Genomic DNA, 14,080 nt, shown 5'->3' with positions numbered 1-14,080 from the left:
CTGTTCCTTGTGTCGTCAAGGATCGCAGGCTGCAGTAAGGAGTGTGTGATGCGTGTGTTTGCCGTCGCCTGTTAGTACCGGTCGGCTGCGCATGTCGCCATGCTTCCACGTCCGGCCTATCGACCCCGTGTTCTGGCGGGGAGGCTTCACCCACTCGAGGTGGGAAGGAATCCTTATCTGGGAGAGGGCTTCCCGCTTAGATGCTTTCAGCGGTTATCCCCTCCGAACGTAGCTAACCAGCCGTGCCACTGGCGTGACAACTGGCATACCAGAGGTTCGTCCACCCAGGTCCTCTCGTACTATGGGCAGGGCTCCTCAAGATTCCAACGAGCGCAGAGGATAGAGACCAAACTGTCTCACGACGTTCTGAACCCAGCTCGCGTGCCGCTTTAATCGGCGAACGGCCGAACCCTTGGGACCTGCTCCAGCCCCAGGATGCGACGAGCCGACATCGAGGTGCCAAACCATCCCGTCGATATGGACTCTTGGGAATGATCAGCCTGTTATCCCCGGGGTACCTTTTATCCGTTGAGCGATGCCGCGTCCGTACACCGGCACCGGATCACTATCTCCGACTTTCGTCCCTGCTCGAGCCGTCACTCTCGCAGTCAAGCTCCCTTGTGCGATTACACTCACCACCCGATTGCCAACCGGGTTGAGGGAACCTTTGAGCGCCTCCGTTACTCTTTAGGAGGCAACCGCCCCAGTTAAACTACCCGCCAGGCACTGTCCCTGAACAGGATGACTGTTCCAGGTTAGACGCCCACTGCCAGCAGAACGGTATTTCACTTGGCGACTCCGCACGAACTAGCGTCCACGCTTCACGGTCTCCCGCCTATTCTACACAACCAGCAGCGAACGACAATACCAAGGTATAGTAAAGGTCCCGGGGTCTTTTCGTCCTTCTGCGCTTAACGAGCATCTTTACTCGTACTGCAATTTCACCGAGGTCCTGGTCGAGACAGTGGGGAAGTCGTTACGCCATTCGTGCAGGTCGGAACTTACCCGACAAGGAATTTCGCTACCTTAGGATGGTTATAGTTACCACCGCCGTTTACCGGGGCTTGAATTCACCGCTTCGCGCCGAAGCGTTGACGGATCCTCTTAACCTTCCGGCACCGGGCAGGCGTCAGTGCATATACAGCGACTTACGTCTTCGCATGCACCTGTGTTTTTGGTAAACAGTCGCTACCCCCTGGCCTGTGCCACCCCAGAAGGCTCCACCAGCGTGTGGCTTCACCCCCCGGGGTCTCCCTTATGCCGAAGGCACGGGAGCAATTTGCCGAGTTCCTTGACCAGGATTCACTCGAACGCTTTAGTATACTCTACTTGACCACCAGTGTCGGTTTGCGGTACGGGCGGTCCGCACCCTCGCAGCGAAGCTTTTCTCGGCACGAGGACCAGCCGCACGCCGACCCCAGAAGGGCCGACGGCGTCACATCTCAGCCTCAAGCGGGACGGATTTGCCTCTCCCGCGGCCTACCTGCTTGCACGACCATAACCACCAGGCCGCGCGGCATCCCCCATGCGTCACTCCTCTGCTACCCTACTACGCCCGCCATCACGGAAAGACAAGCGGACCAGCCGCCCCCGAAGGGGCGGGCGGCCGCCAGCCGACCATGAGGCCTGACGCCTCGGATCGGACGGTTGCGAACCGGTACGGGAATATCAACCCGTTCATCCATTCGACTACGCCTGTCGGCCTCGCCTTAGGACCCGACTCACCCGGGGACGTCGAACGTGGCCCCGGAACCCTCGGTCATCCAGCGCGCGGGATCGTACCCCGCGTCTCGTTACTCATGTCTGCATTCTCACTTCCCCACGGTCCACGACGGTTTCCACCGCCGCTTCACCCCCTGGGGAACGCTCTCCTACCCAACCAGCAAGAATACCGGTCGCCGCGTCTTCGGTGGTGTGCTTGAGCCCCGCTACATTGTCGGCGCGGAACCACTAGACCAGTGAGCTGTTACGCACTCTTTCAAGGATAGCTGCTTCTGAGCCAACCTCCTGGCTGTCCATGCGACTCCACATCCTTTCCCACTTAGCACACGCTTAGGGACCTTAGACGACGATCTGGGCTGTTTCCCTTTCGACAACGGAGCTTATCCCCCGCTGACTCACTGCCAACGCGAAACCTGCATGGTATTCGGAGTTTGGTTGCCATCGGTACCCCAGACGGGCCCTTTGGCATCCAGTAGCTCTACCCCCACCAGGCGGCCGTTGACGCTGCACCTAAATGCATTTCGGAGAGAACCAGCTATCACGGAATTTGATTGGCCTTTCACCCCTAGCCACAAGTCATCCCCCCAGTTTTCAACCTAGGTGGGTGCGGTCCTCCACGCGGTCTCACCCGCGCTTCAACCTGCTCAAGGCTAGATCATCCCGCTTCGGGTCCAGAACATGCAACTAGAAAATCGCGCTCTTCACACTCGCTTTCGCTACGGCTCCGCCACACGGCTTAACCTCGCTACACGCCACTGACTCGCAGACTCATTTTTCGATAGGCACGCCATCACCCCTCAAGGCTCTGACGGTTTGACAGCACATGGTTTCAGGAACTATTTCACTACCCTCCCGGGCTACTTTTCACCTTTCCCTCACGGTACTCGTCCACTATCGGTCACGCACTCATATTTAGACTTACCCCACGGTCGGGGCGGATTCACGCGGGATTCCACGAGTCCCGCGCTACTTGGGAACGCCACAAGACAGGCCGTGCGCCTTCGCCTACGGGGCCATCACCCTCTCCGGCAGCGTATTCAACCGCTCTCGGCTCACACACGGCTTTATCACTGCCCCACCCCCCTCCAGGAGGGCGCAGCAGCGTCCCACAACACCGGACGCGCAACGGCTGGAGCCTATCACACGCGACCGGTTTGGTCTGCTCCGCTTTCGCTCGCCACTACTCACGGAATATCCTTTCCTGCAGGTACTGAGATGTTTCACTTCCCTGCGTACCCCCCGCCTCAACGGCGGTGCCAGCCACAAGCTGGCGGGTTCCCCCATTCAGACACCCTCGGATCAAAGCCCAGTCGGCGGCTCCCCGAGGCCTATCGCGGCCCCACGCGTCTTTCATCGGCAATGCGCGCCCAGGCATCCACCATGAGCCTTAGCAAGCAAATCAACGCAACGCCAAAACACTCACAGCCTATCAATCCAGACAACACAAATCATCACAACAAATCAAATGATCACACTAAACTAAAGCATCCAAACAAGAACCACGGTGAAACACACCGTGGAACCTGATGAAATGCAACACAAACACCAGCCGCGAAAAAGGCCGGTGTCTGCTCGCGTCCACTATCCAGTTCTCAAACAACCACGCCACACCAGCCGACGACGAGGAACCACGCCCCACGCCCCCGAACCGGAGGGCCCTACCCGTCTCGCAGTCGCGATCCGGGAACCCAACAGCGCGCCCCATACCACTTCATGTCTCTTGACATTCTCCACACCACGACCGGCGGAACGCCGGCCCACACGACAGGCGCCCAACCAGGCGCCCTGAAAATTCTCCGTAGAAAGGAGGTGATCCAGCCGCACCTTCCGGTACGGCTACCTTGTTACGACTTAGTCCCAATCGCGGACCTCACCTTAGACGGCTCCCCCCACAAGGGTTAGGCCACCGGCTTCGGGTGCTGCCCACTTTCATGACTTGACGGGCGGTGTGTACAAGGCCCGGGAACGCATTCACCGCGGCGTTGCTGATCCGCGATTACTAGCGACTCCACCTTCACGGAGCCGAGTTGCAGGCTCCGATCCGAACTGAGACCGGTTTTACAGGATCCGCTCCGCCTCACGGCATCGCATCCCGCTGTACCGGCCATTGTAGCATGCGTGAAGCCCAGGACGTAAGGGGCATGATGATCTGACGTCATCCCCACCTTCCTCCGAGTTAACCCCGGCGGTCCCTTGCGAGTACCCGGCACGACCCGCTGGCAACACAAAGCGAGGGTTGCGCTCGTTGCGGGACTTAACCCAACATCTCACGACACGAGCTGACGACGACCATGCACCACCTGTGAAGACGCCCCGAAGGGAAGCCCCATCTCTGAGGCGATCGTCAACATGTCAAGCCCTGGTAAGGTTCTTCGCGTTGCATCGAATTAATCCGCATGCTCCGCCGCTTGTGCGGGCCCCCGTCAATTTCTTTGAGTTTTAGCCTTGCGGCCGTACTCCCCAGGCGGGACGCTTAACGCGTTAGCTCCGACACGGAACCCGTGGAAATGGGCCCCACATCCAGCGTCCACCGTTTACAGCGTGGACTACCAGGGTATCTAATCCTGTTCGCTCCCCACGCTTTCGCTCCTCAGCGTCAGTAACAGCCCAGAGACCTGCCTTCGCCATAGGTGTTCTTCCCGATATCTACACATTCCACCGTTACACCGAGAATTCCAGTCTCCCCTACTGCACTCAAGCCCGCCCGTATCCAACGCAAACCCACCGTTAAGCAGCGGGCTTTCACACCAGACGCGACGAACCGCCTACGAGCCCTTTACGCCCAATAAATCCGGACAACGCTTGCACCCTACGTATTACCGCGGCTGCTGGCACGTAGTTAGCCGGTGCTTATTCACAAAGTTAACTCACCCGAAAGCTTGCTCCCCTGTAAAAGCGGTTCACGACCCGAAGGCCTCCATCCCGCACGCGGCGTCGCTGCATCAGGGTTCCCCCCATTGTGCAATATTCCCCACTGCTGCCTCCCGTAGGAGTCTGGGCCGTATCTCAGTCCCAATGTGGCCGGTCGCCCTCTTAGGCCGGCTACCCGTCGAAGCCTTGGTAGGCCAACACCCCACCAACAAGCTGATAGGACGCGACCCCATCCCATGGCGCAAAAGCTTTCCCAACAAACCATGCGGAAAGTTGGACCATCCGGCATTACCACCCGTTTCCAGGAGCTATTCCAGACCATGAGGCAGGTTAGTCACGCATTACTCACCCGTTCGCCACTCTCACCCCCCCAGCAAGCTGGAGAGGATCCCGTTCGACTTGCATGTGTTAAGCACGCCGCCAGCGTTCGTCCTGAGCCAGAATCGAACCCTCCACAAAAAACTCATGGAAAGCCAAACGGCCCAACAAAAACAAGAAAAAACGGCGCAACCACAAACCCCACCAAACGAAAACCCGGCAGAACCCATGGAAGCACACAAACTGGCATATCAAAAAACAATAACCAAAAACAACCAAACACCCCCAAACAGGAATGCCCAGTCGATCAAGCATAAAAAGTAGCACAAAACACGCTCTTGAGTTCTCAAACCACCACCACACCAACAAGCGACCCACCAGACGAACCAGCAAGCCACCGCACCAGGCAGCAAAAAAGAACTATACACGAAGCGCCCACTCCTGGCAAACAATCGGCGTGTCGCCTTTATTCCCAACGATACCCCGGGCCAGACGCCTCGCCCAGATGTGGGCCTACAATAAAAAGCAATACAGAAATCGATATAAGGCAATACAAAGCAATCCAAAGCTCGACGGCAAGGACTTATCATCGCTTTCGCTATGGGACTTTCGCCATGGAAGAGGAGGCACCACAAATGAACCAGAGCCATACGAACCAAAACCGGCATCATCCTTATCGGATAGCCGTACTGACCGGAGCGGGGATATCGACCAGCGCGGGCATACCGGATTTCCGCGGGCCGGAAGGCGTCTGGACCAAACACCCGGAACAGATGAACGTTTACGACATCCAGTCCTTCATGACCAGCACGGAAGACCGCGAATACTCCTGGCGGTGGCAGAAGGAGTCCCCTGTGTGGAACGCGCGGCCCGGGGTGGCCCATCAGGCCTTGGTGGACTTGGAGAAGGCGGGGCTTCTGAGCCTGCTGGCGACCCAGAACTTCGACGGGCTGCACGAGAAGGCCGGCAACAGCGAGGCGGTGATCGTCAATCTCCATGGGACCATCGCCAGTTCCCACTGCATGCGCTGCCATAAGAAGTACGATACGGCCGAGATCATGGACCATCTGGACGAGAACCCCGACCCTCACTGCCGACGTCCGCTGCCTTTCAAAAACAACATGCCCTGCAACGGGATCATCAAAACCGACGTGACCTACTTCGGCGAGGCCTTGCCCGAAGGGGCCATGGAGAAGAGCCAGCGCCTGGTGGAGCAGGCGGACGAATTCTGGGCGATCGGATCCACTTTGGAGGTTTTCCCGGCCGCCCTGCTGGCGCCCATGGCGGCGAGGGCCGGGGTGCCGATCACCATCATGAACATGGGGGCGACGCAGTACGACGGGCTGGCTTCGCGTCTGATCCATGAGCCAATCCAGGAGGCCTTGCCGCGGCTGGTTCAGGAGGTGATCGACGAGCACGGGAACGATGCGGATATGAACGGGAACGAGGATGCGAGCCTAGACAGAGAAACGGACAGGAATGGGAACCGGAGTATGAACGGGAACGGGCACGAAAATGAATCCGGACAAGTCTAAGACGGCAAATTCGGGCGATGCGGCAAGCGCAGACGGCCCAGAAGAGAAAACCGAAGCGACCCGACCCTTGGCCCAGTCCCATCGAGGCCTGAGACACTACTCGCATACGCTCCAACTGTTGAAAGGGGCCAACCGCCGACGGTGGCTGACCGCCGCCCGCGGGGTGGTCTGCGGCCTGCTAGCGGGGGTCCTGGTGGTCGGGTACCGCTTGGGGATTCAATACGGGACGCAATTCGCCGGGAAGGCCTACGGATGGTCGAAACTGCATCCACTGGGCTTCCTGGGATGGGCCGCGGCCGTCGCCCTGGCCACGATCATCATCACCAGGTTGACCGCCTGGGAGCCGATGGCGTCCGGGTCCGGCATACCACAAACCGAAGGGACCTTGCTCTGGGGACTGAAGCTGCGCTGGTGGTCGGTGCTGATCGTCCGCTTCGTGGGCGGTCTCTTATGTAGCCTTTTCGGCCTGTCGCTCGGGCGGGAGGGCCCTTCCATCCAGATAGGGGCCGCCGCTTCGAAAGCGGTGGGCGGGAAGATGAGCAGGAACGCCGTGGAAGAGAACACGCTCATCACCAGCGGAGCAGCGGCCGGCCTGTCCGCGGCCTTCAACGCCCCCCTGTCCGGCATGATGTTCGCCTTGGAAGAGGTGCATAAAAGCTTCTCCCCCTCCGTCCTGATCACGGCCATGACGGCCGCCCTGTCGTCGGACGTCGTATCCAAGTATTGTTTCGGCCTCAAGCCCGTCTTGGATTTCGCTTCGGTGAAGCAATTGCCCCTGCAGAAATACCTCTGGCTCCTGCCTTTGGGACTGGTGGCCGGCCTCGTCGGGGTAATCATGAACCTGTGCCTCCTGGGCTTCCAGACCCTTTACGGGCGGATACCTCCTTACGCTAGGACCGCCGTCGCCCTCGTCATCGCCTTGCCTTGCGGCCTCTTTCTGCCCTTGAGCCTGGGCGGTGGGGCCAACACCATCCAATTCGCTGAAAGGGCCCAAGGCTCCCTGGCCTTGTTGTGCACCCTCTTGGTGGTCAAGGTCCTCTTCACCGCCACCAGCTACAGTTCCGGCGTGCCCGGCGGCATCTTCATGCCCATCCTGGCGGCTGGGGCCTTGTCCGGGAGCATCTTCGCCCGGATCATCATCCTCGTGGCGCCGGGCCAGCTGAGCCGCGACACGATTCCGGTCTTCGCCGTCCTGGCCATGGCCGGGGCTTTGACGGCGGCGGTGAAAGCCCCCATCACCTCCATCCTCCTGGTCATGGAGATGTCCGGCTCCCTGGTGCACATGTTCCCGGTGGCCGCGGTCGCCTTCATCTCCTTGCTGGTCTCCGACGCCTTGCATATCAAACCGATTTACCCGGCCCTGCTCAGCCGTTACATGGCCCAGCACGAAAAGACGGACATTTCGGCCATCCCCGCCCATTCGGGCATGTTCGAAATCCCCGTGCAAGTGGGGAGCGTGGCCGCCGGCAAGCCTCTGGGATCCGTGGAATGGCCCCATCACACCGATATCATCACCATCCGGCGGGGAAATCAGGAGTTCGTCCCTCAGAAAGACAGTCTCCTGAAAGCCGGGGACGCCCTGATCGTCCTTTTCTCGGGAATCGACGAAAGGCATGCCCGCAAGCTCATGACCGAATTGTGCGAAAACAGTCCGGTGACCGATTTCGGTCGGCCAACGGAACAAGCTGGATTGATTCAGGTTTGATTAGCCCAAAATCAATCCAGCAGGTCATGGACGGAAATGATCTGCTCACGGGCTGCGCCGACCCCAATGGCGGAAATCCGGCAGCCGGACAGCTCCTCCAGACGATGCACATAGTTCCGCGTATTCACGGGGAGGTCCTCGAAACGCCGGACTTGGCTAATGTCCTCGCTCCAACCGGGCAGCTCCTCATAGATGGGCCGGGCGGTGGCGAAAGCCTCCTGATCGGTCGGCATGGTGTCGTGCCTGGTCACCGTCCCATCGGCGTTCTCCACCTGATAAGCCACGCAGACAGGAATGCGCTCCAGGCCGGTCAGAACGTCCAGCTTGGTCAGGACGATGTCGGTCAGGCCATTGACTTCGGTGGCGTAACGATTGACGACGGCGTCGAACCAGCCGCAACGACGGGGGCGACCGGTGGTCACGCCGTATTCGTGACCCTGGGCCCGCAGCCACTCCCCCTCTTCCCCATCCAGCTCGGTGGGGAAAGGCCCTTCGCCCACACGGGTGATATAGGCTTTGGACACGCCGATGACGCGGTCGATCTTAGTGGGGCCGACCCCTGTTCCCGTGCAGGCGCCGCCGGCGGTGGGGTTGGAGGAAGTCACGAAGGGGTAAGTGCCGTGGTCGATGTCCAGCATGGTCGCCTGGCCGCCTTCGAAAAGAACGGTATTGTCCTGGTTCAAGGCCTGGTTGAGGACGTTCTGGGTGTTGGCCACATACGGCCGCAGGCGCTCCCCCAGCTTCAGCAGCTCCTCCGTGGTCTGATCCACATCGATGGCCCTGCGGTTGTAAAGCTTGACCAGCATCTGGTTCTTCTGATGCAAAGAGGCCTCCACTTTGTCCCGCAAATGATCGGGATGGAAGAGGTCATGGACGCGGATGCCCACCCGGTTGATCTTATCGGCGTAAGTCGGCCCGATTCCGCGGCCCGTGGTGCCGATCTTATGCTTGCCCAGGAAGCGTTCCGTCACCTTGTCTATCACCCGGTCATAAGGGGCGATGATGTGGGCGCTGTCGGAAACCAGCAGCTTGGAACAGTCGATTCCGCGGGATTCCAAAGCGTCGATCTCCTGGAAGAGAACTTCCATATCGATGACCACCCCGTTGCCGATGACGGGGATGATGTTGGGGTTGATGATCCCGGAAGGAAGCAGATGAAGGGCGTACGTCTGCCCATCCACCACCACGGTATGGCCGGCGTTGTTCCCGCCGTTGAACCGGGCTACGTAATCCACTCGGGTGCCGATCAAATCGGTCGCCTTGCCCTTGCCTTCGTCTCCCCATTGAGCGCCAATGAGCACAATCCCTGCCATATCCGACCCCTGTTTTGCGGTTATTACGTGCCCATTCTACAAGGGCGCGAAGAAGCCGGAGAAAAAGGAAGCCCCCAACCGTCTCACAATGTGATGGCTCGCGAGGCAAGGATTACGAAAGCAGGGGACGAAGGTCTTGGGCGGCCGCGGGCCGGAGGCGAGGGGCTGGGCCAGAAGAAAGTCAGCGCCTACCCCAAGCCTCAACTTAAGACATCAGCGCAAAACTTCAGCCTACCGCACCGGCGGAAATCCGACGAGAGGTCTTATCACAAAGCCCTAGCGCAAAGCTTTGCCGGCGGAACCGAGGTTGACGCAAGCCTCGACCACCCGGGCGGCCATGGAATCCTCGCCCTTGCGGCCCCAGGATCGGGGGTCATACTCGGCCTTCTCGCCTATGCCGGAATCCACCTTGAGAACCTTGTCGTAGTTGGCGAACATATGGCCGGCGATGGCCCTGGTGAAAGCGTATTGGGTGTCGGTATCCACATTCATCTTGACCACGCCATGGGAGACGGCCTCGGCGATCTCAGCCGGCAAAGAGCCGGAGCCGCCGTGGAAGACCAGAAGGAAAGGCTTGCCGTCAGGAGCCACGGGGGTGGGGGCGGAAATCAGGCCCTTGTTGATCTGCTTCTGGGCCTCGGACTGGATGGTCCCCAAGAGCCCCGGCCGCAGCTTGACGTAACCGGGCTTATAAGAACCGTGGACGTTGCCGAAGGTGAAGGCGGTCATGTACCGGCCCTTCTCCCCCATGCCCAGGCGCTGAGCCACCTTGTAAGCATCCTCGGGAGTGGAATAAAGCTTGTCGTCGATAGCCCCGGTAATCCCGTCTTCCTCGCCGCCGACGGCCCCGATCTCAATCTCCAAAATAGTGTGGGCCTTCACCGACTTCTCCAAGAGCTCTTCGGCGATGGAAAGGTTCTCATCCAAGGAAATGGCGGACCCATCCCACATGTGGGACTGGAAAGTGGGCTCCTGCCCGTGGGCCACTTCGTCCGCCTCGATGCCCAGCAGGGGGCGGACCCATCCGTCCAGATACTGCTTGGCGCAATGATCGGTATGCAAGGCGATGGTGATGTTGGGGTAGTGCTTGGCGACCTCATGGGCGTACTTGGCCAAGGCTAGGGACCCCGTCACCCGGTCGGTCACGCGCTGGCCGGACAGGTAGGACGCGGACCCCACCGAAACCTGGATGATACCGTCGGACTGAGCGTCGGCGAAGCCTTGCAAGGCCGCGTTCAAAGTCTGGGAACTGGTCACATTGATGGCCGGATAAGCGTAACCGCCTTTGCGCGCGGCGTCGAGCATTTCCTGATAACGTTCCGGTGTTGCAATAGTCATGTACCCATTATCACACGGCTTTCCTACATCCGGCAAGGCAAATTTCCCCGATATACGGGGCCCAAATGGCACTGAACGCAAGTACAAAATCGAGATTGGCTTGATTCCGCCAAAGTCGTTTTTCTACATGCGTTGAGTGTCACTTTGACCTCCACGAAAAAGCCCCGAACCGTAAGATTCGGGGCTGAAGGGAGCGGATGACGGGAGTCGGACCCGCCTCTGAAGCTTGGGAAGCTTCCATTCTACCGATGAACTACATCCGCAAAGTTGGTTGGCATTAGAGGACGTCCAACCAACAGAAGCTAGTGTAACACATAGGGGCAAACAGCGGGTGAAATCGTGGCGAATTGTTCGGTGATCTAACGGTTTCGGTGGATTGGCTATTCTGACAGGTCAGCGATTCCGGTGAATTAACGATTATGGCGAGCTAGCGACTTCGGCGGGTTGGCTATTCTGACAAGTCAGCGATTATGGCGAGGTTACTGATTCCAGCGACTTAGGCGAAAGGACCAGAATTCGGCATTTGACCAGACGGCTGACCCGATGCCTGATTCGGCATTTGGGGGCCGGCGCCGGGGCCGTCCACGTTCGCGGCCTCGTTCTCAGCCAGGTTCATGACGCCGGCCACGCCGGTCGCGCCCGCTGCTCCGGCCATGTTCGCACCTCCGCTCCCGTACATTTCGGCCTGCATTTCCTCTAAGCGGGCGATGCGGTCGGCGGTGGGCGGATGGGTGGAGAAAAGCTGGCTGACGGATTTGGCGCTGAAGGGGTTGGCGATCATGACGGCGGACATGGTCCGGGTCGCGTTGGACGGCCGCATGGGGGCCGCCGCCACCCCGGCCTCGATCTTGGTCAAGGCGTTCGCCAAAGCTTCCGGATCCTCGGTCAGCTTGCTGCCGTCTTCGTCCGCGTCGTACTCGCGGGTGCGGGAGATGGCCATCTGAATCAGCGAGGCGCCAATGGGGGCCAGGATCATGGCCAGCAAGGCGCCCAGCGGATTGGCTCCGCGGCGGTCATCATCCCGGCCGCCGCCGAAGTACATGAGGGAATAACCCAGGTAAGTGATGACCATGGACATAGCGGAGGCGATGGACGAAGTGAGGATGTCATGGTTATAGACATGCATGAGCTCATGGCCCAGGACGCCGCGGATCTCGCGATAGTTGAGCATCTGCAGGATCCCTTGGGTACAGCAGACCGCCGCGTGCCTCTCGTTGCGGCCGGTCGCGAAGGCGTTGGGAGACATGGTCGGGGCGATGTAGATCTTCGGCATGGGTTTGCCGGCCTTGGTGGACAGCTCGCGCACGATGGCATAGAGATTGGGCGCCTCCTCCTCCGAGACCTGGCGAGCGCCCATGGAGGCGGTGGCCAGCCTGTCCGAGAACCAGTAGGAGCCGAAGGTCATGATCACGGCGACGACCAGATAATAGACCAGGGTGGATTGGCGAGCCCCGGTCAAATACCAAATCAGGAGGATGACCGCCCACATAAGCCCGAAGAGAATGATGGTCTTCAGCCCGTTAGCGTGACCGTGCACATGGAATTTTTGATTGCCCATCGTAGAAGTCCTATCTCGCAGTCAGTTCTGAATCAGTCGATGTCAGATTTGGCATCGGTTTCGAGGTTAGCTTTGGCATCATTTTCGACGCCAGTTTTGGCATCGGTCTCAACACTGGTTTCGGCGCCGGTTTGATGACCGATGGCCCGCAGCTGGTCGGCGGAAACCACTTTGATGTGTTCGCGACCGACCTTGGCCCCTTCGGACCGCTCATATTGGTCGACCAGACGCCAATCCTGGTAGGTCATGGGGGCGATGCCGCGGTCGGCCAGGAAGCGCTCGATGGCATGGGGGTCCTGGTCGGTTTCGGCGGCGATGTGACCGGCCTTGCCCGAAACGGCCCAATCATTGAGGATGGCGCTGACCGTGTCCAGGGCGTCGGACTTGGTGGAGCCGATCAAGCCCACCGGTCCGCGTTTGGCCCAGCCGGTCGCATAAGTAAAGGGGATGATGCTCTCGCCCTCGCCATTCCTGCCATCGCCATTCTGACCGGCAACATCCTTCTGGCCGCCCTCGCCACCATCATCCTTTGGGCCGGTCACGATGCGACCGCCTTCATTCCGCAAAGTGTAAGCGGACTCATCATAGGGGATGCCAGCCACCTGGGCCGGCTTGTAGCCGATCGCATGGTAGACGGCGTCCACCGGATAATCGGTGAATTCGCCTGTGGAAATCATACGCCCATCAGGACTGGTCTGGGTCCGCTCGATCCGGATGGACCGCACTTCCCCATCTTCGCCCAGGATCTCCACCGGGTTGGAGTTGAAATGCAAGTAGTACTTCCTGCGAGCCGGCCGGCCTTGGAAGTCGGCCCCGCCGGCATCCTCCATATCCAGGGAAAGGTCGTGGACGGAGAAAAGCTCCTCCACCATCTGCCGGGTCAGCTTGTCTTCCGCGGCGACCTGCAGGGTCTCCTGGGAGAGCTCGAAATCGGCGTCGTCGGTGATGATCTGCACGCCTGGCAGCTCTTCCATCTCACGCAGCTCCTGAACCGAGAATTTGGCATGGGCCACGTCGCGGCGGACGAAAACACGCACTTCCTGGGCCTGATTGGCGTCCAGTCCCTGGTAGACGTTGTCGGGGATGTCGGTCCCCAGCAGGTCCTGGGGATAGCGGACCAGGAGGCGGGAGACGTCCATGGCCACGTTGCCGCCGCCGATGACGGCGATCTTCCTGGCGGTCAGAGGCCAGGTCAGGGGGGCGTCGGGATAGCCGTCATACCATTCCACGAATTTGGCGGCCCCGTAGACACCTTGCAAATCGTGACCTTTCAGACGCAGAGGACGGTCGTCCACGGCTCCGGTGGCGAAGATGACGGCATCGTAAAAACGCTGCAGGTCAGGCAGGGTGACGTCTTTGCCAAACTCGACGTCGGCGAAAAGGCGGATGTTGGGGTTGTTCAGGGTCTTCTCCAAAGCCCCCATGATGAATTTGACGGAAGGATGGTCCGGAGCCACCCCGTAACGGACCAGGCCGAAGGGCACCGGCAGCTTCTCGAAAAGGTCGACCTGGGCCTCGGCGGGCAGACCCATGCTGGGACCTTGGGCCTTGATCTGCCGCATGAGGATGTCAGCCGTGTAAACGCCGGCAGGGCCAGCCCCCACGACCGCCACCCGCAAAGGGGCGGAATCAGCGGTGGCGAATCTAGAAGCAGGAAAAGTTCCCAGTTCTTCAGACATAGATGCTCCTTACGTTACACACCATTGTCAATAAACCAACA

Annotated in this window: 7 protein-coding genes, 1 tRNA gene and 2 rRNA genes; 3 read left to right on the top strand and 7 right to left on the bottom strand. The window is 59.8% G+C overall.

What is annotated here, in order from left to right:
- Nucleotides 1-53: 53 nt before the first annotated feature.
- Together PSDT_RS00455 and PSDT_RS00450 are read right to left on the bottom strand one after the other, a co-directional pair.
- A 23S ribosomal RNA gene (locus PSDT_RS00455) occupies nucleotides 54-3,124 on the bottom strand.
- A 400-nt stretch (nucleotides 3,125-3,524) separates the two neighbouring features.
- Nucleotides 3,525-5,052 (bottom strand): 16S ribosomal RNA (locus PSDT_RS00450).
- Together the 16S and 23S rRNA genes form the textbook arrangement of a ribosomal RNA operon.
- A gap of 6 nt (nucleotides 5,053-5,058) precedes the next feature.
- Here PSDT_RS00450 and PSDT_RS08305 point away from each other — a divergent pair.
- The 3 genes from PSDT_RS08305 (at nucleotide 5,059) to PSDT_RS00440 (ending at nucleotide 8,151) form a co-directional block, all read left to right on the top strand.
- Nucleotides 5,059-5,235, top strand: coding sequence for a hypothetical protein (locus PSDT_RS08305; protein ID WP_154645718.1), 177 nt, complete (start codon nucleotides 5,059-5,061; stop codon nucleotides 5,233-5,235).
- A 311-nt stretch (nucleotides 5,236-5,546) separates the two neighbouring features.
- The gene (locus tag PSDT_RS00445) at nucleotides 5,547-6,446 is read left to right on the top strand and encodes an SIR2 family NAD-dependent protein deacylase (protein ID WP_006288377.1); all 900 of its coding nucleotides are present in this window, start codon (nucleotides 5,547-5,549) and stop codon (nucleotides 6,444-6,446) included.
- Nucleotides 6,427-8,151, top strand: a complete 1,725-nt coding sequence (locus tag PSDT_RS00440) for a ClC family H(+)/Cl(-) exchange transporter (RefSeq protein ID WP_006288378.1) — start codon at nucleotides 6,427-6,429, stop codon at nucleotides 8,149-8,151. The genes PSDT_RS00445 and PSDT_RS00440 overlap by 20 nt, the downstream gene beginning before the upstream one ends.
- An 11-nt stretch (nucleotides 8,152-8,162) precedes the next feature.
- Here the strand turns inward: PSDT_RS00440 and PSDT_RS00435 are convergent, their stop codons facing one another.
- The 5 genes from PSDT_RS00435 to PSDT_RS00415 form a co-directional block, all read right to left on the bottom strand.
- Nucleotides 8,163-9,464 (bottom strand): adenylosuccinate synthase, encoded by a 1,302-nt coding sequence (locus tag PSDT_RS00435; protein ID WP_006290801.1) that lies wholly within the window; start codon nucleotides 9,462-9,464, stop codon nucleotides 8,163-8,165.
- A 276-nt stretch (nucleotides 9,465-9,740) separates the two neighbouring features.
- A complete protein-coding gene (gene fbaA / locus PSDT_RS00430; RefSeq protein WP_006288380.1) occupies nucleotides 9,741-10,802 on the bottom strand; it encodes a class II fructose-bisphosphate aldolase in 1,062 nt (353 codons plus the stop codon).
- Nucleotides 10,803-10,994: 192 nt separating this feature from the next.
- Nucleotides 10,995-11,065 (bottom strand) — tRNA-Gly (locus PSDT_RS00425).
- Between the two features lie 233 nt (nucleotides 11,066-11,298).
- Entirely contained in the window at nucleotides 11,299-12,360 is a 1,062-nt protein-coding gene (gene htpX / locus PSDT_RS00420; RefSeq protein WP_006288381.1) for a zinc metalloprotease HtpX, read from the bottom strand.
- Nucleotides 12,361-12,392: 32 nt separating this feature from the next.
- A complete protein-coding gene (locus PSDT_RS00415) occupies nucleotides 12,393-14,039 on the bottom strand; it encodes an FAD-dependent oxidoreductase (protein WP_006290802.1) in 1,647 nt (548 codons plus the stop codon).
- Between the last annotated feature and the right edge of the window lie 41 nt (nucleotides 14,040-14,080).

Source organism: Parascardovia denticolens DSM 10105 = JCM 12538 (genome assembly GCF_001042675.1).
Lineage (GTDB): Bacteria > Actinomycetota > Actinomycetes > Actinomycetales > Bifidobacteriaceae > Scardovia > Scardovia denticolens.
The sequence above is the reverse complement of the archived record's forward strand: the minus strand, read 5'-3'. Positions and strand labels throughout refer to the sequence as shown.